The following is a 23,993-nucleotide window of genomic DNA, read 5'->3' as shown; positions in this document are numbered from 1 at the left end:
GCAGGCCGTGTTCCCCCATGAAGCACCTCACCCACCCCTTTAAACCATCGCGCCCCGGGCGGCATCCTATCCCTGAAGGCAGGAAGCCCCACCCCTCCCCGGTGCGATTGGATGATCGCGATGCAGGCTGAGCCGACGGTCCTCGCCCCCACGGCGAGCCTTGCCGTGCGGCGCGCACAACAGGGCGACGTCGCCGCGTTCGAGCAGCTGTACCGCGAGAACCTGGGGCGGGTGTACGCACTCTGCATGCGGCTGTGCGGCGACCCCGGCCGCGCCGAAGAGCTCACGCAGGACGTATTCGTGCGTGCGTGGGAGAAGATCGGGACGTTCGAGGGGAAGAGCGCCTTCAGCACCTGGCTGCACCGGCTGGCCGTGAACGTGGTGCTGGGCGACCGCCGGTCGGAGAAGGTGAGGGTGGCGAAGGTGATGGTGACCGACGATCTGGAATCATACGAAACTCCGTCGCGCAGCCACGACCCGTGCGACGCGATCGACCTGGAGCGTGCAATCGCGGCGCTGCCGCCGGGCGCACGCGCGGTGCTGGTTCTCCACGACGTGGAAGGGTACAAGCACGAGGAGATCGCGGAGATGCAGGGAACGGCGGTGGGCACGTGCAAGGCACAACTCCACCGGGCGCGCAGGCTTCTGCGGGAGATGCTTGGACGATGAATCACGAATACGTGCTGGATCGGCTGGACGACTGGGCGGCCAACGAGCTTCCCGACGAGGACAGGCAGGCGGTGGATTTCCACCTCGCCGTCTGCGGCGAGTGCCGCGCCGAGGCGGAGGCGCTCCGCTCGCTCCTACAAGACGTCGCCACCCTGCCGCTGGAGATGGCGCCGGGGCGCGACCTGTGGGCGGGGGTCGCCGCCCGCATCGAGCCGCGGGCGGACGTGGTGTCCATCACCAGCGCGCGCCGCTGGCAGGCGCCGCGGTGGCTCACCATGGCCGCGACCATCGTGGGAGTGGCGGTCTCCTCGTCGCTCATCACGCTCAAGGTGATGGAGAAGCGCGCCCCGGAGCCGGTCGCGAGCGCGCCGGTGCAGAGCGTGGCCGCGCCCTCGACCGCTACGCCGACGGCGCTGGTCGCCTTCAAGCCCGCGGAGCAGGACTACGAAGTCGCCATCGCGGACCTGGAGCGCGTCCTCACGGCCCGGCGCGGCACCCTTGCGCCGGAGACGGTGAAGACGCTGGAGACCAACCTGCGCATCATCGACGAGGCGATCCGCCAATCACGCGAGGCGCTGGTCAAGGACCCCAACAGCCGCGAGCTGACCGACATGCTCGCCGACGCCTACGGGCAGAAGCTGAACGTGTTGCAGCAAGCGGTGGAGCTTTAGAACGGAAGTGCTAAGTGCTAAGTGCTAAGTGCTAAGTGCTAAGTGCTAAGTGCTAAGTGCTAAGTGCTAAGTGCTAAGTGCTAAGTGCCAAGTGCCAAGTGCCAAGTGCCAAGTGCCAAGTGCCAAGTGCCAAGTGCCAGGTAACATCAGTTCAGGACTTAGGACTTAGCACTTAGCACTTCCGTCCATCGAACTCACAGAACCGAACCATACATCCCATGAAGCCCGGAATCGCCACAGCCGTCCTCATCGCGGCTTTCATCGTAACGCCGGCGTGCGGGCAGCAGCGCGTCGACCAGCGGCGCGCCACGGGGCCGGGCGGCACCGTGGACATCACCCTCGTATCCGGCAGCGTGCGCGTGGTGGCGTGGGCCAGGAACGAGGTGCACGTCACCGGCGAGCTCGGGCGCGGCGTCGAGCGCCTGGACCTGCGCACCGAGGGCGACCGCACCTACGTGCAGGTCTTCGTTCCCCGCGGCACCCGTACCTCCGGCGGCTCGGACATCGAGGTCCGGATCCCCGCCCGCAAGACGCTCGTCGTCCGCACCACCTCCGCCGATGCGGACGTGCGGGGGATGACGGGCTCCACCACCGTGAACACCGTCAGCGGCAACGTGCAGGTGGGCGGACGGCCCGCCGACCTGGAGGTCACCACCCGCTCCGGCGAGGTGGAGATCGACGTGGTCACCAACCGCGTGCGCGCCCAGTCCATCAGCGGCGACCTGCGGCTCGGCGGCGACGTGCGCACCGAGGTGGAGGCGCAGACCGTCAGCGGCGACATCGGCGTATCGGCGCGGGCGGGGAGCCTGCGCGCCCAGTCGGTGAGCGGCACCGTCACCGCCCCCACCGTCGGCGGGCGCGCGGAGGTGCAGACGGTGAGCGGCGACATCCGCGTGGAGGGGCAGCGGCTGCGCGGCGACTTCGAGACGGTGTCCGGCGACGTGACCATCGCGGGCTCGCTGGAGCGCGGCGGCACCACCACCGTCAGCACCCACAGCGGCGAGATCGAGATGCGGCTCCCCCGCGGCACCGGCGCGGAGGTGGAGTTCACCACCTTCAGCGGCGACATGGACCTTTCGGTGGCCGGGGCGCGCGTCACCCGCAGCTCGCGGCGCGAGCGCGAGGTGCTGCTGGGGCGGGGCGGGTCGCGCGTGGAGCTGCGCACCTTCAGCGGAAACGTGAAACTGGCGGACCGCTGATCCCGTAGCAGACCCCCACCAGGGTGAGCCGCGCCTCACCGTCTCCCATATACCTGCACACGCAGGAGTACCTCATATGCTGGGCACCCTTCTTCTGGCCGGCGCCGTCGCCCTGGCGGCGCCCGCCCCGGACAGCACGGACGCCGTCCGTAAGGTGGCAGCGTACCGCCTCTCCCCCACCGCCGGAGTCCCCACCCTCGACGGCCGCCTGGACGACGCCGTCTGGATGGCCGCGGACACCATCGGCGGCTTCACGCAGCGCGAGCCGAAGGAGGGCGAGCCCTCCCGCTTCCGCACGGTGATGCGGGTGGCGTTCGACAACGACGCCGTCTACGTGGCGGCCCGCGCCTACGATCCCGAGCCCCACAAGATCTCCGCCCAGCTCACCCGCCGCGACGAGGACTCCTCCTCCGACTGGCTGATGGTGGGCTTCGACTCGCGCCACGACCGGCGCACGGCGTACGTCTTCGCCGTGAACCCGGCGGGCGTGAAGCGCGACATGACCATCGCCGACGGCTCCAACGACGACACCGGGTGGGACGCGGTCTGGTCCGTGGCGGTAGCGCGCGACTCGCTGGGGTGGACGGCGGAGTACCGCATTCCGCTCTCGGCGCTGCGCTTCGCCACCGGCGGCGACGGCGTGTGGGGCTTCCAGGCGCTGCGCGTGGTGCAGCGCGAGAACGAGCAGTCGTACTGGTCGCCCGTCAAGCGCGACGAGCCCCGCCAGGTGGCCCGCTTCGGCGAGCTGCGCGGGCTGAGCGGCCTTCCCGCGCCGCGCCGGCTGGAGCTCCTTCCGTACACCGTCTCCGGCGTCACCCGCGCGCCCGGCGACGAGGCGAACCCGTTCTACTCGTCCAGCGAGATGCGCGGCTCGGCGGGGCTCGACGTCAAGTACGGCGTCACCTCCAACCTGACGCTCGACGCCACCTTCAACCCCGACTTCGGGCAGGTGGAGGCCGATCCGTCCGAGGTGAACCTCAGCGCCTTCGAGACCTTCCTTTCCGAGCGGCGCCCCTTCTTCACCGAGGGCGCGGACATCTTTCGCTTCGGCATCGGCCTGGGCGATGGGGATGGCGGCAACGAGTCGCTCTTCTACTCGCGCCGGGTAGGCCGCGCCCCCCGCGGCGGCGTGGACGTGCCCGAGGGCGGCTACGCGGACCAGCCGGGGCAGACGAACATCCTGGGCGCCGCCAAGCTGAGCGGGCAGATCGGGCGCGGCTGGTCGATCGGCGTGATGAACGCCCTCACCGCCGAGGAGCGCGCCACCGTCCTGGACGCCGGCGGCGAGCGCAGCGACCAGGTGGTGGAGCCGATGACCAACTACAGCGTCATCCGCGCCCGCCGCGAGCTGAACGGCGGCAAGACGCAGTTCGGCGCGGTGACCACGGGCGTCATCCGGCGGCTGGACGGCACGGGGATGGACTGGCTCCGCTCGCGCGCCTTCGCCGGCGGCGCGGACGCGCAGCACCGCTGGGGCAACGACGTGTACTCGGCGCGCCTCTGGGTGCTGGGCTCACGCATCGAGGGGAGCACCGAGGCGATGGGGAACGCGCAGCGCTCCAGCGCGCGCTACTTCCAGCGCCCCGGCCAGAGCTACCTCCGCTTCGACTCGGCGGCCACCTCGCTGGAGGGTTGGGCGGGGAGCTACGACGTGGCCAAGGTGAAGGGGAAGTGGCAGGGCGGCTTCCTCGGCTCCGTCCGTTCGCCGGGCTTCGAGACCAACGACCTGGGCTTCCAGCGCGCGGCGGACGAGATCGTGAACGTCTTCTGGATGCAGCACAGCCAGCGCACGCCGGGCAAGGTGTTCCGCGACTGGAGCCTGGGCGGCAACGCCTGGGAGGCGCGCAACTTCGGGTGGGAGCGCAACGGGCGGGCGCTGAACGTGAACGGCTCCGCGCGCTTCCTCAACTACTGGAACGCGTGGGCCGGCGTGGAGCGCTCCTTTGGCGGATGGGACACGCGCGCCCTGCGCGGCGGCGCGGCCATCCTGGAGCCGGGCGGCCTAAGCGGGTGGATGGGCGGGAGCTCGGACAACCGCAAGCGCCTCACGGGCGACGCCAGCTTCAACTGGGGCCTGCGCGACGAGGACTCCGGCTGGCGCTACAGCGTGTCGGCCGGCCTGGGCTGGCGCCCGACTCCGTCGCTGCGCTTCTCCGCGTCGCCCTTCTACTCGCGCTACAACACGGCGTGGCAGTACGTGGATGCGCCCGAGGTGGCGGGCACGACGCGCTACGTCTTCGGCGAGCTGGACCAGCGCACGTTCGGGATGTCGGCGCGGGTGAACAAGACCTTTTCGCCGACGCTCTCGCTGCAGCTCTACGCGCAGCCGTTCATGAGCGCGGGGAAGTACGGCAGCTTCCGCGAGCCCACCGCGCCGGGCGCCGGGCGCTTCGCGGACCGCTTCACCCCGCTCACCGTCACGCGCGACGACGACGGCTACGACGCGGGCGCGTTCCGCTTCGGCAACCCGGACTTCAGCGTGCGCGACTTCAACCTGAACGCGGTGGCGCGCTGGGAGTACCGCCCGGGCTCCACGCTCTTCCTGGCCTGGTCGCACACCCGCGGCGGCTCGGACGACATCACCGACGGCCAGTTCCGCTTCCGCCGCAACCTCGACGCGCTCTGGAACACCGAGGCGGCGAACGTGGTGATGCTGAAGGCGAACTGGTGGGTGAGTTTCTGAACGGACAACAGCCTCACACAGAGGGCACAGCGGGGGACGGCAAGCCGCGGAGAACCCCTTCTGCTTTTCTCTCCGTTCCTCTGTGTCTCTGTGTGAGGCCGTCTTTCTTCCTCGATCCGTAAAAAACCATGTCGCGCGCACTCCGAACCGCCCTCGTCCTCTCCCTCGCATGGGCGGGGGCCGCAAACGCCCAGGAGCGTTATGCGCTGAGGGACGAGCGCGTGGCCGTGTACAACCTGGTGGGGGAGATGCGGGTGGAGGCGGGCTCCGGGCGCGAGGTGGTGGTGGAGGTCACCCGCGGCGGCAGCGACGCGCGCGAACTGCGGGTGGAGCGCGGCCGGGTGGGTGACGCGGAGACCGTGCGGGTGGTGTTTCCGGAAGGGCGCATCGTGTATCCGGCGATGGGGAGGGGGAGCCAGACGCAGCTCACCGTGCGCCGCGACGGCACCTTTGGCGGCGGCTGGTCGGTGGGAGGAGAGCGGGTGACGATCGCCGGGACGGGGAGCGGCACCCAGGCGTGGGCCGACGTGCGGGTGCGGGTCCCCGCCGGGCAGACGGTGGCGGTGCACCAGGCGGTCGGCCGCGTCTTCGTCAGCAACGTGCAGGGCACCCTGCGCGTGCACTCCGCCTCCGCGTCCGTGCGCGCCGAGGGGACGCGCGGCGACCTGGGCGTGAACGTCGGCTCCGGCAACGTGGAGGTGACGGGCGCTTCCGGCATCCTCAACGTGGACACCGGCTCCGGCGGCGTGCGGCTGAACGGCTTGCGCGGCTCCCGCCTGATCGTGGACACGGGGAGCGGCGGCGTCACCGGGACGGACGTCGCGGTGGAGGACGTGCGGGTGGACGTGGGCTCCGGTGCCGTGCGGCTGGACGGCGTGCGCGCCCGCGACCTCACGGTGGACACCGGCAGCGGCTCGGTGAGCGTCGCGCTCGCCGCGGATGCGCGAAACGTGAAGATCGACACCGGCTCCGGCGGCGTGACGCTGTCCGTCCCAGCCGGCTATGGCGCCGAGGTGCAGATCGACACCGGCTCCGGCGGCATCGACGTGGACGTGCCGATGACCGCCCGCACCCTGCGCCGCTCCCGCCTCACCGGCCGCATCGGCGACGGCGAGGGACGCCTCACCATCGACACCGGCTCCGGCGGCGTGCGCATCCGCGGCCGCTGAGCTTCCAAACCGGATGTCAAGCGGTCCGCCCGCGCCAACGTGCGCGGGCGGACCGTTTTGCGGACCAGGACGAGCAGCTCGCCAGGGGCGGGCCATGATCGGCTCCGCGCACTCTGCATCGTTGTGGCGTGGCGGGCGTGGGTTGTGCGAGGGGGATGCTCCACACCCAAGGATGAGCGGAGCTCCAGACCATGGTTCAACCTCCTTTCGACAACAGCTACGCGCGGCTTCCGGACCGGTTCTTTGCGCGCGTGGCGCCAACGCCGGTGGCGGCGCCGCGGCTGATCAAGGTCAACGCGCCGCTGGCGGCCGAGCTGGGCCTGGACCCGGCCTGGCTCGCCAGCGATGAAGGCGTGCAGGTGCTGGCCGGCAACCGCGTGCCCCCGACCGCGGAGCCGATCGCGACCGCGTACGCCGGGCACCAGTTCGGTGGGTTCGTGCCCCAGCTGGGCGACGGCCGCGCCATCCTGCTCGGCGAGCTGATCGACCATCGCGGAGTGCGCCGCGACGTGCAGCTCAAGGGCGCCGGCCCCACGCCTTATTCGCGGCGCGGCGACGGAAGGGCCGCGCTGGGGCCGGTGCTGCGCGAGTACCTGGTGAGCGAGGCGATGGCGGCGCTGGGCATCCCCACCACCCGCGCCCTCGCCGCGGTGACCACCGGCGAGAGGGTGCGGCGGGAGACGATGCTCCCCGGCGCGGTGTTCGCCCGCGTCGCCTCCAGCCACATCCGCGTGGGCACATTCCAGTTCTTCGCCAGCCGCGGCGACGTGGAGGGCCTGCGCGCGCTCGCCGACCACGTCATCGCCCGGCACTACCCGGATGCGGCGGGCGCGGAGCGGCCCTACCGCGCGTTCCTGGAGGCCGTGGTCCGGGCGCAGGCCGAGCTCGTCGCGCGGTGGCTGCTGGTGGGGTTCATCCACGGCGTGATGAACACGGACAACATGTCGGTCGCCGGTGAGACGATCGACTACGGGCCCTGCGCCTTCATGGACGAGTACGACCCCGGCGCGGTCTTCAGCTCCATCGACGTCCAGGGCCGCTACGCCTACGCCAACCAGCCGTCGATCGCGCAGTGGAACCTGGTGCGGCTGGCGGAGTGCCTGCTCCCCCTGCTCGCCGACACGAACGCCGCCGCGGCCGACGAGGCCAACCAGGCGCTGGACGCCTTCGCGCCGGTCTTCGAGCGGGCCTACCACGCGGGCCTTGGCCGCAAGCTCGGCCTGCTCACGGAGCGGGAGGGCGACCCGGAGCTCGCGCGCGGCCTGCTGGAGGCGATGGCGTCCGGGATGGCGGACTTCACCCTCACCTTTCGACGGCTGAGCGAGGGTGACGACGAGGGCGTGCGCAGCCTCTTCGGCAACCCCGCCGCCTTCGACGAATGGGCGCAGCGATGGCGTCGGCGGCTGCAGGAGGAGCCGGGCGACGCGGAGGCGCGCCGAGCCGCCATGCTCGCCGCCAACCCCGCCTTCATCCCGCGCAACCACCGCGTGGAAGCGGTCATCCGCGCGGCGGTGGACCGGGACGACTTCGCGCCCTTTGAAGAGCTGCTGGCGGTGCTGGCGAAGCCCTTCGAGTCGCAGCCGGGCTTCGAGCATTACATGGAGCCGCCGGCCGCGCACGAACGGGTGCACGCCACCTTTTGCGGAACGTAGGGCCTGTCACGGCACTTGCAACGTCCGCGGCCCGCTGTTCAACGGGTACGTGCGCCAAGGAGACGGTCGAATGAAATCTTCAGAAAGGTCCGTGTCGGTGTGGGAGACCACCAACCCGCAGCCGGAGTTCCCCCCGCTGCGCGGCGAGGCGGAGGCGGACGTGTGCGTGGTGGGCGCGGGGCTGGCCGGGATGACCACCGCGTACCTCCTGGCCCGCGAGGGAAAGAAGGTCGTCGTGCTTGACGACAACGGCATCGGCGGAGGGGAGACGGGGCAGACGACCGCCCACCTGGCCAGCGCGCAGGACGACTACTACCACGTCCTGGAAAAGGTGCACGGCGAGGAGGGCGCGAAGCTCATCTACCAGAGCCACCAGGCCGCCGTGGACCGCATCGGCGAGATCTCCACGGCGGAGGGGATCGAGTGCGACTACCAGCACGTGGACGGCTACTTCTTCCTGGCGCCCAACGAGACGCCCGACTTCCTGCAGACCGAGCTGGAGGCCGCCCGCCGCGCCGGCGCCACGGTCGAGATCGTGGAGAAGCTGCCGGTGCCGTTCGACAGCGGGCCGGGGCTCCGCTTCTCGCGGCAGGGGGAGTTCCATCCGCTCAGGTACCTGGAGGGGCTCGCCCGCTGCATCGAGCGCGACGGCGGGCGCATCCACACGCGCAACCACGTGCTGGAGGTGGAGGGCGGCGACAGGCCGGCGGCGCGCGGCGACGGCTTCGAAGTGCGCGCCGGGGCGGTGGTGGTCGCCACCAACTCGCCGATCAACGACCGGCTCACCATTCACACCAAGCAGGCGCCCTACCGCACCTACGTGATCGGCGCGCGCATCCCCACGGGCGCGGTGCAGCACGGGCTGTACTGGGACACGCTGGAGCACTACCACTACGTGCGGCTTGCCCGCATCCCCGGCGACCTGACGCACGAGATGCTCGTCGTGGGCGGCGAGGACCACAAGACGGGGCACGAGAACGACATGCAGCTCCGCTTCGACCGGCTGGAGGCGTGGACGCGCGAGCGCTTCCCCATCGAGCAGGTGACGCTGCGCTGGAGCGGGCAGGTGCTGGAGCCGATGGACTTCATCGGCTTCATCGGGCGCGACCCCGGCGGGCAGAAGAACGTGTACATCGCCACCGGCGACAGCGGGCAGGGGATGACGCACTCCACCATCGCGGGCATCCTGATCTCGGACCTGGTGCTGGGGCGCCCCAACCCGTGGGAGCAGCTCTACGATCCCAAGCGGAAGACGATCTCCAGGGACTCCCTGATGGAGTTCGCGATGGAGAACGCGGACGTAGCGGTGCAGTACACGGACCTGCTGCCGCTGGGCGGCGACGTGAAGTCGGCCGACGAGATCGCGCCGGGCACGGGGGCGGTGCTGCAGCGCGGGCTGCACAAGGTGGCCGCCTACCGCGACGACGATGGGAAGCTGCACGAGCACTCCGCCATCTGCACCCACCTGGGGTGCGTGGTGCAATGGAACGGGCTGGAGCGGAGCTGGGACTGTCCGTGCCACGGCTCGCGCTTTGCCACCGACGGCGCGGTCCTGAACGGGCCTGCTCCCCATCCCCTCAAGAAGCTGGACGGCGAATGACGGTACGCGCGGCGATCCTCGACATCGACGGGACCCTGATCGACAGCAACGACGCCCACGCCCAGGCCTGGGTGGACGTGGGGAAGGAGATGGGCTTCGACATCGAATTCGGCCACGTGCGCCGCCTGATCGGGATGGGCGGCGACAAGGTCCTCCCCGAGATCACCGGGCTTGAGGACGAATCGGACGAGGCGGAGAAGGTGAAGAAGCGCCGCGGCGAGATCTTCCAGGAGCGCTACCTCCCGACGCTCCAGCCCTTCCCCCAGGCGCGCGAGCTCCTGGAACGCTTCCAGGCGGACGGGATGGCGCTCGTGGTGGCCACTTCGGCCAGCAAGGACGACATGGGGAAGCTGCTGGAGAAGGCGGGGATCAAGGATCTGATCGAGGAGAAGACGTCGCAGTCGGACGTGGAGGCTTCGAAGCCCGACCCCGACGTCATCGAAGCCGCCGTGGAGAAGGCGGGGTGCCGGCCCTCCGAGGCGGTGATGCTGGGCGACACGCCGTACGACGTGGAGGCCGCGCGCCGTGCGGGCGTCCCCTGCGTCGCCCTGCGCTGCGGCGGCTGGGGCGACGAAGACCTCAAGGACGCCGTCGCCATCTACGACGACCCCGCGGATCTGCTGGCGAACTACGCGGGCTCTCCGTACGGCAACGGCGCTGCCTGACTGCAACCGCGCATCACACAGAGACACAGAGGAAACAGCAAGGAGGAGGAGGACACCGTCTGTTCCTCTGTGTCCTTGTCCGTTCCCTCTGCGGCTCTGTGTGAGATTGCTTGGAGGCGGGGCGGCTGGGCGTTACGTTTGGAAGTCGCTCCACATCCATTCGCACTAGGCGGCCGCGATGCCCGAAGAGCCCGTCGTACACAGCCATCCCGAGATCCTTGGCGGCACCCCGGTCTTCGTGGGAACGCGTGTGCCCGTCCAGGCTCTGCTCGACTATCTTGAGGAAGGCGATACCATCGACAGCTTCCTCGACGCTTTTCCCACGGTGACGCGCGCGCAGACGCTCGGTTTCCTCCAGCAGGCGACGCATGCGCTCATCGGTGGCCTCCGGCGCGCGGCGTGACCGAGCCACCTGGCGCACTCCGCCGCGTCCCTTGACGAAAATCTGCCCCGGCAACTCGCTCGAGAGTTGCCGGGGCACTTTGTTTCCACCGTGGGCAGGGAGGGTTGGAAGGGTGTCCTGAACGGCGCGCTCCCCTCCGCCGCGTGGAGGATGCGGGGTTCGACGTGTTCGTGACGGCGGACCGCAGCCTCGAGTACCAGCAGACGCTAACCGGACGATCCTACGGAGTCGTGGTCGTCTTCCCCTACCGCCTCAAGCTGGAGTATCTGCTCCCTCTCGTTCCGGCGTTGCGAGCGGCGGTGGGCGCGGTCGCTCCCGGCGAGGTCCTGCACGTCCGTCCCCGGCCCCGCGCGGAGTAGCGTCCGCGGATGCGCGGGTTACATTTCGGGCGGTCGGGGGAAGAGCCGGTCTCTTCCCCCTGGTTCGTTTTCCGGTGAAGGGCGAGAGGATGGCGACGACGCGGCGGGAGATCGAAGCGGGGCTGGGGGCGGAGGCCACGGGGCCGGTGCCGGGATGGGGGTGGACCGAGAGCGCGCTGGCGATGATGGTGCTCGTGTGGGGCGTCAACTTCGCCGTGGTCAAGAGCGCGCTGGCGGTCTTCGAGCCGCTCGCCTTCAACGCGCTGCGCTTCGTGGTCGCGTCCGTGTTCGTGGGGATCGTGCTGCGCGTGCAGGGCGCGCTCGTGCTCCCCGAGCGGCGGCACCTGGCGCGCATCGTGGCGCTGGGGCTGCTGGGGAACGTGGCCTACCAGATGTGCTTCATCCTGGGCCTGGCGCGCACCCGTGCGGGGAGCGCCGCGCTGATCCTGGCGCTCACGCCCATCCTGACCGCCTTCTTCTCGATGCTCACCGGGCACGAGCGCCCGGGGTGGCGCACCTGGGCTGGCGCCGCGCTCTCGGTGCTGGGGATCGGGCTGGTGACGGGGGCAGGCGCGCTGCTGGAGGGGCACGCCGCGCTGGTGGGAAACCTGATCCTCGTGGTCGCCGCGGCGGTGTGGGCGGTCTACACCGTGGGCGCGCGGCCCATCGTGGAGCGCTACGGCTCCATCCAGACCACCGCGTGGACGCTGTGGGTGGGGACCGCCGGCCTGGTGGTGCTCGGGACGCCCGCCCTCCTGCGCCAGCGCTGGGACATGGTCGGCGCGGAGGCGTGGGGCGGGCTCTTCTTCTCCGCGCTGTTCGCCATCGGGCTCGCGTATCTCATCTGGTATCGCGGTGTCGAGCGGATCGGGAACACGCGCACGGCGATCTTCTCCAACCTGACGCCCGTGGTCGCCATGATCGCGGCCGCGGTGCTGCTGAAGGAGAGCCCGACCGGCTGGGCCGTGCTCGGCGCCGTGTTGACGCTGGGCGGCGTGATGGTGGTGAGGGCGGACCGGTGAGGGCAAATGCCCCCTCCCCCCGGCCCCCTCCCCCGCCTGCGGGGGCGCAGGGCGGGTGAGGGGGAGAACTCCGCGCATTGCGCAGATGCCCCGTAGTAGGGGCGCGATTCATCGCGCCCGTGCCCGACTCCGCACCGCCGCCCGCTCCACCCACCGATGCCGGTAGGGGCAGACCTGCGTGTCCGCCCGCCGTCGCCCCCACCTCGACCCACGCCCGCCTCACCGTCGCTCGTAGGGGCCGCCCCGCGTGGCTGCCCGTGCCTTGCCGCACGTCGGCCCTCGCGACCCCGACCTGACGCACGCCTTCGCCCGTACGGCGCGACCGGCAGAGAACGGCGGCGAGTGCCTAGGGATGCCGGCGCAACGTGTACGGTGTTGCAGTTCACCAGCGTTGGTGAAGGGATTATTTTCGGGTTATGTTCGGTTTGATCATGAACCCTCCTCGGAGAAAAACCGCATGGCAACCATCGACCAGGTCACCATCCCGGCAGGCACGTCGACGCAACCATCGAGCTGGATGAGCGGTTCCGACATGCCCGACACCGCCGGCGCCACCGGTACGGCGCCCGCCGGATCACTGTACTTCCGCCATGATCCCACCACCGGCGCGCAGCTCGGGGTGGGGGTGTACGAAAAGGTGCCCACGTCCACCAATGGCGCCCCCGTGTGGCGCCCGCTTTCAACGCCCCACCTGATCGACGTGAGGCGCTTCGGTGCCCGCGGCGACGGGTCGGCGGACGATTCCCCCGCGTTCAATGCCGCATTCGCCGCGGCGAGGGCCGCCATCCAGTACCCCGCGGGCACGGCGGCGGTGTACGCGCCGGCTGGCACCTACCGCCTCGACTCTCCCATCAACATGACCATCGGCCAGTTCAACCTGGTGGGGGACGGGATGTGGCAGACGGTGCTCCTGGGGAACACGGGGAGCGGCAAGTGCGTCGTGGACATGACCGGCGCGGTCGGATCGTCCGTTCGCGACCTGTCGATCTTCACCTTCCAGGACGTGGGGATCACGGTGAGCGTGCCGACCCCCTCCACGTACGGCGTGGTGTGGCACCGGCACGGGAGTGGGCAGAGCTCGGAGCTGAACCGCCTGGAGCGGGTGCACGTCTCCATGCACACCAACGCGGAAGCGAACGCCGGTCAGGGCACCATCGCCCTGTACAACTGCGCGTGCGAGGGCTCCAGCGTCCGCGGCTGCGCGCTGCGCGCCGACTCCGCGCTCGTCCTGACGAACACGAACGTGACCGGGTTCAGCAGCACCCATACGACCACGCACCAGGGGAGCTCGCTCACCGTCTTCGAGGTGGACCGCGACACGTACCTCACGGGACTCGCGAAGGCGACGGTCAAGATTCACGGGGGCGCGGACTTCCGGATCGACGCCTTCCTCAACAACCAGTACAGCAGCGTCGGTCTCCCCGCGCCCTATCCCTTCGCCGTCGAGGTGGTGGGCCTGACGAACGACCTGTACCTGGGCGGGTCGGTGGAGGTGTGTCCGGTGTCGCTGGCGGTGATCGGCGCGCAGGTGCGCGGCCTGCAATATCACCATTACCACTCACATGGGGCATACAACGCGACGGCCAATGAGAACGGCCCCGCCAATACGCAATGGTTCTCCAACATCTGGCTGGACGGCGCCACCGTTCAGAACTCGGTGATCCAGCCCGTGCCGACCGCGGGAAATCAGGACGCCGGCCTGGCTCGCGGTGAGGACTTCCTGATCGACGGGGTGAACTCCCACGTGTACAGCTCCGTCATCTTCGCGTACGGTTCGCAGAACCTCCGGCTGGTGGCGGGAAGCGGCACCAGCTCGCTCCACGCGTCCACCATCCTGACGGATGGGAAGGTCGGCGACCTGGCACTCCTGGGGTTCGTGACGGTGGGCGGCCTGCTGATCGTCGGCTCCGACGGCGTGCGCGATTCGAGCGTGGGATCGTCCCGGCCGGCCGCCAACCAGGTGGCCGTGGGCAGCCAGCACTTCGACACCGTGAGTGCCCGGCCCCTGTGGAGTGATGGGACCTCCTGGCGCGACGCCGCCGGCACCGTGGTCTGACCGGCGCCGCCGGAGCGGTATCGACGGGGGCGGAGCGGGGCCGCGGATTCGCGGCTCCGCTTTCCCGTTCGATGGCGGATGCGGGCGCGGCGGCGATGGCCCGCCACGTGCCTCCCGTGGATGGGCTCCCCCGTTCGCGAACCGCCGCACCCACACCGTTCCATGCCCCCGCATCTCGTTGCAGGAACCGAGGTTGAGACCGCGGTGGAGTCCACCGGGAGACACGCGCACGACGCGTTTCAGCTCGCGTGGGTGCGCACCGGAATGGGGCGGGTGTACTGCCGTGGTGCGGTGCACGATGCCGCGGCGGGCGCGGTGGTGGCCGTCCCGGCGGGGGAGATGCACCACGGGCACTCCGTGGGCGCGGGCGGGTGGTCGTACCTGCTGATGGACGTGCGCGGGGATGCGCTCGCCCGCGTGGCGGAGGAGGCCGGGCGCGCGGCGGCCGAGCCCGCCTGGGTGGTGAGCCGCGACGCCGGGCTCGCCGCCGCCTTCGCGCGGTGGGCCCGCTGCGGCGACCCGGGGCTGGAGGGCGACACCGTGCGCTGGGCCGCCCTCGTCGCGCTGGTGTGCAGCGGCGAAGTGCGCGTGAGGAGGGAGCCGGCGGCGGTGCGGCAGGCCATCGCCTTCCTGGAGGCGCACTACGCCGAGCCCGTCCCCCTGGAGCGCCTCGCCGCGGTGGCCGGGGTGAGCCGCTTCCACCTGGTGCGCGCCTTCAAGCGGCAGGTGGGGCTGCCGCCGCACGCGTACCAGACGCAGCTCCGCGTCGCGCACGCCATGCGGATGCTGAGGGGCGGGTGGAGCATCTCGCGCGCGGCCTTCGCCACGGGGTTCGCGGCGCAGAGCCACCTGCACCGGCACTTCAAGCGGGTGCTGGGGATCACACCGGGGCAGTACGCCGCCCGCGCAAGAACGTTGAAGAGCCCGCGCTGATCCCACGGTACCATGAAGGCGTCCCGCGATCCGGCCCGTCCGGTTCGCACCCCAAGCTCCACCGCTGGAGGACGCCCGTGAGATCCCTTCCCCTGGTGCTCGCCGCCCTCGTGCTGGCCGCCTGCGCCGACCAGCCCACCGCCCCCGAGCCCGCTCCGCTCCGCACCCAGACCGTCCGCGACCCGGTGGCGGGTGTGGCGATCGACGTGCCCGCCGAGTGGCGCGTGCAGTCCGATCCGGTGCTCTTCAACACCTACGGCTTCGCCCTCTTCAACCCCGAGGGCGAGCAGACGGGCGGCCACGAGCGCTCCCCGGTGATGCGCGTGGCGCTGGCCTACGAGACGCGCCCCGAGCAGATCGAAGGGCTGGTCACCACGCTGATGGAGCGCAACCGCGACCTCGCCCCCACCCGCGGCGAGGTGATGGTGGGCGGACGGAAGGGGATCGTTGTCAGCGGGCTTCCCGGCACCGACTCGTACTCGCTGGTCTACGTGGCGGCCGGGGAGCGCGTGTACCGCATCGGCCTGTGGACGACGGAGCGCGGGCTGGACGCGCGCGCGCGCATGCTCCTCCAGAACCTTCGCCTGGAGACGCCCACCCGCTCCGTCCGGTCGCTGAACCTGGTCCCCGTGCGCGACGCGATGAACGCCGCCCCGCCCCCCGAGGTGCTGCTGGAGAGCTCGCGCGCCAACGCCGCCCGCATCGCCGCCGCATCCAACGAGGGCGGGATCGCGCCGCTGGCCGAGTACGCCGCCCCCGCGCAGGTCCGCGCCAGCGCGCAGGCGTGCGAGTTCGGGCAGCCGTCCGGCTTCTTCTGGCAGACGGTGTGGGACGCCACCAACAAGTTCTACAGCGGCTACACCACGACGTACTCCGGCACCTACTACAACATGCGCCCCGGCGACCCCGGCTGGAGCGCCATGAGCGGCAACTACGGGAGCTGGTGGGGGCAGAACTACCACATCTACAAGTGCTACACGGACCGCCTCAACCAGTACTACGCCAACGACTGGCCCGCGCACAAGAACGCCAACGTGTACTCCGCCATTCAGGGGACGGTGGAGTGGGCGGGGTGGGACTACTACGACAGCGAGGGCTACTACACCCTCGGCAACTACGTGGTGGTGCGCAACGGCGCCTACCGCGCGCTGATGGCGCACATGACCAGCCTCGCCGTCTCGCGCGGCACATCGGTGGGGATGAACACCATCATCGGCTACGCGGGGAAGACGGGCGGTCCCTGGGACGAGCACGTGCACTCGCGCGTGGCCTACGGCGAGTCGCTCACCTACAACGGCCAGCCGTACGGCGGCAACACCGTGTGGCCCACCAAGCTCCGCTGCGTCTCCTGCCGCGCCAACGACCCCGGCGACATCTACGGCAACGGCGACGGCCAGTTCGACCTCAAGGATAGCTCAGGGGCGAAGTTCTACACCCGGTTCTACCATGGGCGGTGGATGCGGGGGTAGGGGCGAGCGCTATTTGGCCGAATTTGTGCTGTCCTCTTGGCGTGCGGCGGGGGCGCACCCGCGGACTGCCTGCGGAGAGCCCCGCCGCCCGCACAGAGGAGGCAGCATGGCGAAGGCGACAGGTGGACAGGGCGGTGGGGCTCCGAAGCCGGACCGCGGTGGGAGTCAACCCGGGCTCTCACCGAACGACGACCGGAGTAACGTCAAGAACGACAACAATTCGGCGAACGCCGCTGATAAGGCGAACCAGGCGGCGCAGAAGCGTGGGGGCTGATCGGGCGCGAATCACGGAGGGGCGCGGACACTCGTCCGCGCCCCTCCACGTGTTAATCCACCCGCAGCTCCATCAGATGAGATCAGCTCAATTGTTGCGACAGCGACGCAATAATTCCCTCTTACGGGGAGTCGGCGGCAAAGTGGATCATGCTCCAAAATTATTCTTGACGTAAACAGAAACGGAGGTTATGGTGGGAGTACGTTGTTGTTCACTCCTCCCACCTGTTCCTCAGAGTCACGATGCACCTGCCAAAGTACTTGCTTTCCGCGCTCACCCTGGCGGTGGTCACGGCCACCGCGTGTGACCGCGCTCCCACCAGCTCCATCAAGCCAAGCGCACCGTCGTTCGCCACGAACGTGTCGACGGTGTGCAAGGGATCGACGGTCCCCACGGGATACGTCATCCTGTCGTACTTCAATCACTACACGTGCGGGCCGTACGGCAGCTACCCCAACGCGATGTCGATCGGGCTCCCCGCATCTCCCGAGACCATCTGTGAAAGTTCGCCGATCCCGAGCGGCCGGGTGATCACCAGCTACGGCCGGAGCTACAACTGCGATCCCTACAGCGTCACCTCCAGCAGCTTCAAGAACACGAACACCATCAAGATTCCCACGGCGACGTACGAGTACGTCTGCGACGGTTCGCCCATCCCGTCGAACTACACGACCACCACGTACCAGTACTACACCTCGTCGTGTGACCGCTACAGCGAAGGGTACAAGGGGTGGAGCAACGCCCGCGAGATCCGCAAGGTCTGACGCCTCGCACCGGGGCTACGGCAGATTAGAAAGGGCAGGGCGCCTCGTGAGGTGCCCTGCCCTTGGCGCTTGAACGAACGCTACTGGAACCCTTCTCAACGCATCCGCGCCTGATACTGCCGCCGCACCGCGATCTCCTCGCGCGTCAGTGGGCCGGGGGCGGGGACGATGAGCACCTGGCCCGGTACGATGCGGTCGCGCGACGAGAGGATGTGGCGGTTGGCGAGCCAGAGTCGCGGCCAGAACGCTCCGTCGCGGTAAGTGAGGAATGCGATGTCGACCAGGCTGCGATCGCCGGGCTGCACCGTGTAGGTGGTGTGCGGCCAGTCGGAGAAGCCGGAGGAGCCGACCTCCGCGCGGGGAGCGGGTGTCCGCGTGGCGGCGGGCGGCGCCGGGCGCGGGGCGAGGGCGGCTGCGCGCGCTGGGGTGGCGGACGCAACGGGCGGCGTTGCAGGAGGGGCAGGTACGGCGGGGCGCTCCGGCGTGCGCGGTGCGGCGGCCACGGGTGCGGGGGCCACGCGCGGCGCGGTGACGGGCGGGGTGGCGGCCACAGGAGCGGCGCCGGCGCGCACCTCGCCGCCGGCGATGATGCGGACGGGGCGGAAGCGGGGGAGGACGCGCAGCGTGACCTCGGGCGCGGCGCCGCCGGCTACGTCCAGCACCAGCGAGTCGCGCTCCAGGCGGTGGTGCGCGGGGAGCTCGGCGCGCTCCACCGCGAGCGTCCAGCGGCCGGGGCGCAGGTCGGCGACTTCGAAGCGGCCGGCGGCGTCGGTCACGCGGCGGTGCGTCTCGTCCGCGGAGGCGAGGACGACGACGGCGTCGCGCAGGCCGCCGCTCTCCACCGTGGGCGGCGGGCCGGATCCAGGGGCGGCGCCCTCCACGAAGTCGAAGACGCGGATGGTGCCGCGCAGGCGCGTGGCGTGGACGAGCGACACGTCGACGCGCGCCGTGCGGCCCCCGCGCACCTGCACCTCCGCGGGGACGGGGCGCAGAGGGACCCGCTCCAGTCCCGCCGCAAGCCGGTCGATCTCCAGCGGATGGGTGCCGGGGGCGATCCCGTCGAAGCTCCACGCGCCGCGCTGGTCGGTGAGCACCACCTGACGGCCCAGGCGCACGGGGACGCCGGTCACGCCGCGCCCGCTCTCCGCATCGAAGATTCGCCCCGCCACTCGCCCGGTCTCGCCGCCGCGCGCGACCGGGACGCCGACGGGGATCACGTAGTCCAGCAGGAGGCGGGGCCCGCCGTCCGCGCCTGCGCCAGCCCAGCGGGCGCGCGCCACCACCCGGTGCCCGCGCGGAAGATCCTGCCACACGCCCAGCTCCGCGTTCCCGGTGCGCCATGGGCCGCCGCCGCGGCTCGCCTGCAGCGTCGCCTGGATGCGGGTGGCGGTAGTGGGGCGCAGCGTCGCGAAGAGGCTCGCCAGCAGCGCGGCGCGGTCGGGGAAGAGCGCGTCGCGCGTGGAGTGCTCCACCCAGCCGGAGAGCGACTGGCGCCGGAAGTTCACCCCGCCGTGCGCGGCCAGCCGCCGAAAGGGGGCCGTCGCGAGGGGTCCTTCCACCGTCCCCACCTCTGCGCGCGGCGAGAACCAGAGCGGGCCGGCGCGGTACGTCCCCCGCAGCGCGACGGTCTCTGTGAGCTCGTCATCGCCGCGGCGCTCCTGGCGGTACTCGGCGGCGAGCAGGCTGCCATACCCGATGCTCCCCGCCAGCAGGTCGCGCGACGAGGCGCCGGCGAAGGCGGAGAGCGGGGTATCGTCGCGGAAGCGCACCGCCGTGCCGGTCAGGTGCAGCGCGCCGGCGGGGCGCAGGGTGAGCCCGGCCTCGTCCATCCGCTCGCCGGCAAAGGGGGCGGGGTAGGCGACACCGGCCATCATGTGGCGGATGAACAGCGTGGCGCGGGCGGCGCTTCCCGTCAGCAGGACCGAATGCGCCGCGCCGGAGCCCGCCGGACCGCTCCCGCTCCCGAGCTCCGCATCGAGCGCGAGCTGGCGCAGCGGGGCGAGCTGCAGGCGCGCGGAGGCGAGCGTGCCGGCATCGCGGCCGGTGCGCGAGAGGTAGTGCGCGCCCAGCGATCCGATGCCCCCCATCCCCAGCCGCGCGTGCCCGCCCCGCTCCTCCCCGGGGACGCTCCGATCGCGCACGACGAAGCCACCGGCCTCCACCCTCCCCTTCGCCACCGTGCCCCCCGCGCCGGCGCCGAAGCGCCCCGGCTGCGTGAGTGGCGACAGCGCGTACACCCCGTCGCCGAGCCGCACGTCCACGCCGCGGGCGGTGAAGCGGAGGCGGTACTCGGCCGGATCGCCCAGCAGCGAGCCCTGCGCATCGGCGGGGCGAAAGAGGAAGTCCACGCGCGACGTACCGCCGCGCACCAGCGTGCCGGACCCGGAGACGGCGGGGACCGGCGAGCCGCCCGCGCCGCTGCGGATCCTCACCTCCACCGGAAAGCGCGCGCGCGCCGCCCCGCTCCCGCCGCGCCCCACGATGTCCACCACCGAAGCCGCCGACGCAGTGGCCGCGCTGTCCCCGGTGGAGCGCGCGCGCACCTCCAGGCGGTGGGGAAGGGATGCGGAGGATGCGCGCGGCGTCGACACCCGCACCGAGACCGTCCGTGCCTCGCCCGGCGCGAGCGTGACGCGGGCGGAGTCGATGCGCGCCTCCACGCCGTGGCTGCTCGCCAGGCGCAGCGCGACGGCCTCGGGCGCGTTGCCGCGGTTCTCGATGGCGAAGCGGGCGACGTACGGCTCGCCGGCCACGGCGAAGCGCGGCGCCTCCGCCACCCGCACCGCCAGCGCGTGCCGCTCCGCCACCACCACGCGCACGGAATCGCTCCCCGGGGGGCGATCAGCGGGGGAGCGGACGCTGAGCTTCACGAAGTAGCTTCCCGCCCGCGCGTCGCGCGGCACGGCGAAGCCCACCAGGCGGACGGCGCGCGCACCCGGCGCCAGCTCCACATCCCCCTCCGGCGCGACGGGCGCCCACCCGCGGGGAAGCGCCGCGCGGGGCTGCACCACCACGCCCTTCACCCCCGCGTTGCTCACGCGGAACACCGCCGTCGCGGACTGGCCGGGGCTCACGCGGAGCGCCGCCCCATCGCGCCGCTCCACCGCCACCTGGGCGTGCGCGTGGCCGGATGCGAGCGCCGCGGCCGCCAGGAGCGCGGCCGCGGCGAAGGGGCGGGCGAGGGGCACGGTGCTAGAAGGTGACCTTGTAGCGCGCGCCGAAGACGGCGTCCTCACCGGCATCGGCCACCACCAGCGCATCGTAGCTCCCGGCGGGGATGCGTCCCAGGTCAAAGCGCTGGCGCAGCGACGTGCCCGGGTACACCAGCCCGCGCTCGCTCTCCACCCGCCCGGCCGGGGCGCCGTCGGCGGTGAACAGCTCCAGGCGCAGGGTGGGGCGGTACGCGCGGTCGCCGGTGTTGGAGACGTCCACCTCCAGCATCTTCGCGCCCCCCGCCGCCACCGTCGCTCGCGGCGGCGCGAAGGCGAGGGTGCGCTCCCCCTCGTCCGCCAGGTGCGTCACCACCTGCACGCCGAAGCGGGTGACCGTCTGGATCGACACCTCGCGCTTGCGGCCGGCGGGGCGCTGGGCGGACTCGGCGGAGCCGGCGGCGATCGGCTCCATCATCACCAGGCTCCAGAACGAGCCGCGCGGGCCGGGGGCGGGCGCCGCGGGCACGGCCACGCGGAAGCTCACCGTCCCCTCGCCGCCAGGGGCGAGCGTGAAGCGCGCGGGGCTCACCGAGAGCCAGCGGGCGTTGGAGCGCGGCGTGCTTCCCGGGTCGCCGTACTCGGTGCGCCCGTCGGAGTGGAACCCGTAGTCCGTCTGGTAGACCTTGATCTCCTGCGCGATGCCGGTGGTGTTCCGCACGCGGATGGTGCCCTCGTAGCTCTCCCCCGCGGCGGCGCTCCGCTCTTCGACGGTGCTGCTCAGGACGGCGATCTGCGCGCTGGCGTGGCGGCCTCCGGAGACGGTGATGCCCAGGCCGAGGAGTACGAGGCTTCGCTTGATCATCTGGAATGCTTCGGTGGAAGGGTTCAGCGGGGAGGGTGGGAACGGGGCGGCGCGGGATCTTCCCCGCGCCGCGCCCGGTGTCTGGATGGATCAGCTTCCCGCGACCACCGTGTAGGTGACGGTGCGGCTGGCGTTCGCCACCACGTCGGCGGCGGCGGTGGCCGAGAGGGTGTAGGTGATCACCTTTCCGCTCTCGCTCAGCTTGGTGATGCCGGTCACCACGTCCGCGCCGCTGGTGCCCAGCGCGACGGCGCCGGCGCTGGTGGCGCCGGTGGGGGCGGCCAGGTTCACGCGCAGCGTCACGTTGGCGGGCATCGCCTGGTCGATGGCGGCCGTCACCTTGGTGCCGGTCTGGTTGGTGGTGATCCCCCAGGTGGTGCTCGCGTCGCTCACGGAAGTCGGGGCCGACCCGGCGGTGGCGGCGTTGATGGTCAGCGCGCCCGGGTTGCCGGATACGCTCATCTGGTTGATCGGGTCGATGGAGAACGTCACGGTCTGCTGCTGGGCGGATGCTTCCCCGGCCGCCGCGGTGAGGGCAAGGGCGAGCGCGGCGATGGAGAGGGTCTTCGTGTTCATGGGATGCGTCCTCATTGATGGAGCGTGATGCGTGGTCGGGCGCCGTGTGAGTGGCGGGGCGATCCACGTCGGTGGGTTACGACGCCCTCTAAGGCGAGTAGCGTACCATTTTGGCCGTTTTGCGCGAAGTCGTTGTGCGTATTCGACTTGTGTCGTTTGGGCGTCCTCTGCGGATGCTGCTCAAGTCGTCCACATTCCGTACGAGGGGCGCACCGGGCGCGCCATTTTCACGCAGACACAGCGTTTCTGGACCTGTGTCGCGAAACTGGGCGGTGGTGGCGGAGGGCCCCCTCCCCCCGGCCCCCTCCCCCGCCTGCGGGGGCGCAGGGCGGGCGAGGGGGAGAACTCCGTGCGTGTGGCCGATGCCCCGTAGGGGCGCGATTTATCGCGCCCGTGCCAGGGCCTGCGTCGCCGCCCGCCCCTCGCACCGTCACCGATAGGGGCAGACCTGCGTGTCTGCCCAACCTTCCCCCAACGCGACCCATGCCCCAAACACCAATCCCGTAGGGGTGCCCCACGTGGCTGCCCGTGCCTGCCGCCGCGGCGTCGTCCGCCGCGCGCACCGAACACGCAAACCGCCCCTCTCCCAGCAGTTTGGGAGAGGGGCAGCGAGGAACGAGCGGGGAGAGGGCCCTACGTCCAGGGCCGCAGCGAGCGCGCGATTAGGCCGATGCCGCCCATCAGCAGCCCAAGCATCATCAGGGTGCTGAAGAGGGAGGTGGGCTGAAAGTAGACGTCCAGGTTCATCAGGATGCCGGCGAAGATGATGGCGACCCCCGCCACCGACAGGAGCCACCCCAGCGGGTTGCGCCCGTTGAAGAAGAGAAGCGCGACCCCCGCCATGAACGGAATCAGCGACATCCCGAACCCGCTGACCCCCCACAGGCGCCATCCCCCCGTCGTCACCACCACGCGGCTGGTGACGAGGTAGGCCCCGGCCGAGGCCATCGCCACACCCAGCAGGAAGGCGCCCACACCGCCCTCGGTGCCGCCCGCACCCCGGCCGCTCCCGGTGACATCGTCGCTCATCTCGACCTCCTGGAATGAAAGGGGCGCTACGCAGCCGCGCCGCAGTGGGAACAGAACCGCGCCGACGCGGCCAGTACGGCGCCGCATCGCTTGCAGTTGCACGGCAGGTTCAGCGGCGCGCTGCACACCGGGCAGAAGCGCCCCCCGCTGACCGGCGTTCCGCACGCACCGCACTCCGGCACCTCCATCGCGGGCACCTCCGGCGCGGGCGCGGCGACCCTGGCCTCCGGCGAGACCGCGCACGGGGTGCACATCCGCGCGTCCTCGCTCCAGCAGGCGGCGCACACGTCCTCCGCGCAGCGCGTGCACCGGTGCAGGTGACGGCGCGCCTCCCCGGCCGCGCGGGCGAGCGCCTCGTCGTGCCCGCGATCCCACGCGGGGCCGCGCGTCTCGTGAATCGCCGTGCGCGCCGCCCCGAACATCCCGCCCAGCAGCTCGTCCGCGGCCCCGAGCGCCCTGTCCAGCGCCAGCGCCCCGTGCCGCTCGAACTCCGATCTCCATTCCGTGCCGCACCGCGCGCACCGGAACGCGAACTGGAATCCCTGCGCGGTAGAGAAATCTTCGGAGGGCGTCGGAAGGCGCGGATCGGGCATGCGGGAGGCGCGGGGAGCGGGCGTCGAGGCGGGGGAGAGGGCGGGCAGACACGCAGGTCTGCCCCTACGGAACCGGGTGTGCTGGGCGATGGTCGAGGCGGGGCGGAGGGTGGGCGCGATAAATCGCGCCCCTACCGGGACGTTGGCGAAACACGCGGAGTTCTCCCCCTCACCCGCCCTGCGCCCCCGCAGG

At 71.3% G+C, this 23,993-nt stretch carries 20 protein-coding genes; 15 read left to right on the top strand and 5 right to left on the bottom strand.

Annotated features, from left to right (window positions below):
* Window positions 1-120: 120 nt before the first annotated feature.
* From VF584_04310 to VF584_04240, 15 genes are all read left to right on the top strand, one after another.
* The gene (locus VF584_04310; protein HEX8209391.1) at window positions 121-669 is read left to right on the top strand and encodes an RNA polymerase sigma factor; all 549 of its coding nucleotides are present in this window, start codon (window positions 121-123) and stop codon (window positions 667-669) included.
* Entirely contained in the window at window positions 666-1,340 is a 675-nt protein-coding gene (locus VF584_04305; GenBank protein ID HEX8209390.1) for a zf-HC2 domain-containing protein, read from the top strand. The genes VF584_04310 and VF584_04305 overlap by 4 nt, the downstream gene beginning before the upstream one ends.
* 218 nt (window positions 1,341-1,558) lie before the next feature.
* Window positions 1,559-2,539: a DUF4097 family beta strand repeat-containing protein gene (locus tag VF584_04300; GenBank protein ID HEX8209389.1), complete on the top strand. Its 981-nt coding sequence runs from the start codon at window positions 1,559-1,561 to the stop codon at window positions 2,537-2,539.
* Between the two features lie 76 nt (window positions 2,540-2,615).
* Window positions 2,616-5,222 carry a DUF5916 domain-containing protein gene (locus tag VF584_04295; GenBank protein ID HEX8209388.1) on the top strand — a complete coding sequence of 869 codons (2,607 nt, stop codon included), beginning with the start codon at window positions 2,616-2,618 and terminating at the stop codon, window positions 5,220-5,222.
* Between the two features lie 128 nt (window positions 5,223-5,350).
* A complete protein-coding gene (locus VF584_04290) occupies window positions 5,351-6,391 on the top strand; it encodes a DUF4097 family beta strand repeat-containing protein (GenBank protein HEX8209387.1) in 1,041 nt (346 codons plus the stop codon).
* A gap of 191 nt (window positions 6,392-6,582) precedes the next feature.
* Window positions 6,583-8,043 (top strand): YdiU family protein, encoded by a 1,461-nt coding sequence (locus VF584_04285; protein ID HEX8209386.1) that lies wholly within the window; start codon window positions 6,583-6,585, stop codon window positions 8,041-8,043.
* Window positions 8,044-8,113: 70 nt separating this feature from the next.
* Entirely contained in the window at window positions 8,114-9,643 is a 1,530-nt protein-coding gene (locus VF584_04280) for an FAD-dependent oxidoreductase (GenBank protein ID HEX8209385.1), read from the top strand.
* Entirely contained in the window at window positions 9,640-10,308 is a 669-nt protein-coding gene (locus VF584_04275; GenBank protein HEX8209384.1) for an HAD family hydrolase, read from the top strand. The genes VF584_04280 and VF584_04275 overlap by 4 nt, the downstream gene beginning before the upstream one ends.
* 178 nt (window positions 10,309-10,486) lie before the next feature.
* A complete protein-coding gene (locus VF584_04270) occupies window positions 10,487-10,711 on the top strand; it encodes a DUF433 domain-containing protein (protein ID HEX8209383.1) in 225 nt (74 codons plus the stop codon).
* A 104-nt stretch (window positions 10,712-10,815) separates the two neighbouring features.
* A complete protein-coding gene (locus VF584_04265) occupies window positions 10,816-11,070 on the top strand; it encodes a hypothetical protein (GenBank protein HEX8209382.1) in 255 nt (84 codons plus the stop codon).
* An 89-nt stretch (window positions 11,071-11,159) separates the two neighbouring features.
* Complete coding sequence (locus VF584_04260; GenBank protein ID HEX8209381.1) at window positions 11,160-12,092, top strand: EamA family transporter; 933 nt, start codon at window positions 11,160-11,162, stop codon at window positions 12,090-12,092.
* 457 nt (window positions 12,093-12,549) lie between these two features.
* Complete coding sequence (locus VF584_04255) at window positions 12,550-14,148, top strand: glycosyl hydrolase family 28-related protein (GenBank protein ID HEX8209380.1); 1,599 nt, start codon at window positions 12,550-12,552, stop codon at window positions 14,146-14,148.
* Window positions 14,149-14,310: 162 nt separating this feature from the next.
* Complete coding sequence (locus tag VF584_04250; GenBank protein HEX8209379.1) at window positions 14,311-15,081, top strand: AraC family transcriptional regulator; 771 nt, start codon at window positions 14,311-14,313, stop codon at window positions 15,079-15,081.
* Between the two features lie 77 nt (window positions 15,082-15,158).
* Window positions 15,159-16,550, top strand: coding sequence for a M23 family metallopeptidase (locus VF584_04245; GenBank protein ID HEX8209378.1), 1,392 nt, complete (start codon window positions 15,159-15,161; stop codon window positions 16,548-16,550).
* Between the two features lie 516 nt (window positions 16,551-17,066).
* Entirely contained in the window at window positions 17,067-17,588 is a 522-nt protein-coding gene (locus VF584_04240; GenBank protein ID HEX8209377.1) for a hypothetical protein, read from the top strand.
* Between the two features lie 95 nt (window positions 17,589-17,683).
* Here VF584_04240 and VF584_04235 read toward each other — a convergent pair whose 3' ends face one another.
* From VF584_04235 to VF584_04215, 5 genes are all read right to left on the bottom strand, one after another.
* Window positions 17,684-20,776 (bottom strand): hypothetical protein, encoded by a 3,093-nt coding sequence (locus tag VF584_04235; protein ID HEX8209376.1) that lies wholly within the window; start codon window positions 20,774-20,776, stop codon window positions 17,684-17,686.
* Window positions 20,777-20,780: 4 nt separating this feature from the next.
* On the bottom strand, window positions 20,781-21,602 hold the full coding sequence (locus tag VF584_04230) for a hypothetical protein (GenBank protein ID HEX8209375.1): 822 nt from the start codon (window positions 21,600-21,602) through the stop codon (window positions 20,781-20,783).
* Window positions 21,603-21,692: 90 nt separating this feature from the next.
* The gene (locus tag VF584_04225; GenBank protein HEX8209374.1) at window positions 21,693-22,178 is read right to left on the bottom strand and encodes a hypothetical protein; all 486 of its coding nucleotides are present in this window, start codon (window positions 22,176-22,178) and stop codon (window positions 21,693-21,695) included.
* A 633-nt stretch (window positions 22,179-22,811) separates the two neighbouring features.
* The gene (locus tag VF584_04220) at window positions 22,812-23,207 is read right to left on the bottom strand and encodes a hypothetical protein (protein HEX8209373.1); all 396 of its coding nucleotides are present in this window, start codon (window positions 23,205-23,207) and stop codon (window positions 22,812-22,814) included.
* A gap of 26 nt (window positions 23,208-23,233) precedes the next feature.
* Window positions 23,234-23,800: a zinc ribbon domain-containing protein gene (locus VF584_04215; GenBank protein HEX8209372.1), complete on the bottom strand. Its 567-nt coding sequence runs from the start codon at window positions 23,798-23,800 to the stop codon at window positions 23,234-23,236.
* Window positions 23,801-23,993: the final 193 nt, after the last annotated feature.

The sequence above is a fragment of the Longimicrobium sp. genome, assembly GCA_036389135.1.
Taxonomy (GTDB): domain Bacteria; phylum Gemmatimonadota; class Gemmatimonadetes; order Longimicrobiales; family Longimicrobiaceae; genus Longimicrobium.
This window is presented reverse-complemented; position numbering and strand designations above follow the sequence as displayed.

Coding starts and splice junctions, on each gene's coding strand:
- VF584_04310 (HEX8209391.1), top strand. CDS start 121: ATGCAGGCTGAGCCGACGGTCCTCGCCCCCACGGCGAGCCTTGCCGTG.
- VF584_04305 (HEX8209390.1), top strand. CDS start 666: ATGAATCACGAATACGTGCTGGATCGGCTGGACGACTGGGCGGCCAAC.
- VF584_04300 (HEX8209389.1), top strand. CDS start 1,559: ATGAAGCCCGGAATCGCCACAGCCGTCCTCATCGCGGCTTTCATCGTA.
- VF584_04295 (HEX8209388.1), top strand. CDS start 2,616: ATGCTGGGCACCCTTCTTCTGGCCGGCGCCGTCGCCCTGGCGGCGCCC.
- VF584_04290 (HEX8209387.1), top strand. CDS start 5,351: ATGTCGCGCGCACTCCGAACCGCCCTCGTCCTCTCCCTCGCATGGGCG.
- VF584_04285 (HEX8209386.1), top strand. CDS start 6,583: ATGGTTCAACCTCCTTTCGACAACAGCTACGCGCGGCTTCCGGACCGG.
- VF584_04280 (HEX8209385.1), top strand. CDS start 8,114: ATGAAATCTTCAGAAAGGTCCGTGTCGGTGTGGGAGACCACCAACCCG.
- VF584_04275 (HEX8209384.1), top strand. CDS start 9,640: ATGACGGTACGCGCGGCGATCCTCGACATCGACGGGACCCTGATCGAC.
- VF584_04270 (HEX8209383.1), top strand. CDS start 10,487: ATGCCCGAAGAGCCCGTCGTACACAGCCATCCCGAGATCCTTGGCGGC.
- VF584_04260 (HEX8209381.1), top strand. CDS start 11,160: ATGGCGACGACGCGGCGGGAGATCGAAGCGGGGCTGGGGGCGGAGGCC.
- VF584_04255 (HEX8209380.1), top strand. CDS start 12,550: ATGGCAACCATCGACCAGGTCACCATCCCGGCAGGCACGTCGACGCAA.
- VF584_04250 (HEX8209379.1), top strand. CDS start 14,311: ATGCCCCCGCATCTCGTTGCAGGAACCGAGGTTGAGACCGCGGTGGAG.
- VF584_04240 (HEX8209377.1), top strand. CDS start 17,067: ATGCACCTGCCAAAGTACTTGCTTTCCGCGCTCACCCTGGCGGTGGTC.
- VF584_04230 (HEX8209375.1), bottom strand. CDS start 21,602: ATGATCAAGCGAAGCCTCGTACTCCTCGGCCTGGGCATCACCGTCTCC.
- VF584_04225 (HEX8209374.1), bottom strand. CDS start 22,178: ATGAACACGAAGACCCTCTCCATCGCCGCGCTCGCCCTTGCCCTCACC.
- VF584_04220 (HEX8209373.1), bottom strand. CDS start 23,207: ATGAGCGACGATGTCACCGGGAGCGGCCGGGGTGCGGGCGGCACCGAG.
- VF584_04215 (HEX8209372.1), bottom strand. CDS start 23,800: ATGCCCGATCCGCGCCTTCCGACGCCCTCCGAAGATTTCTCTACCGCG.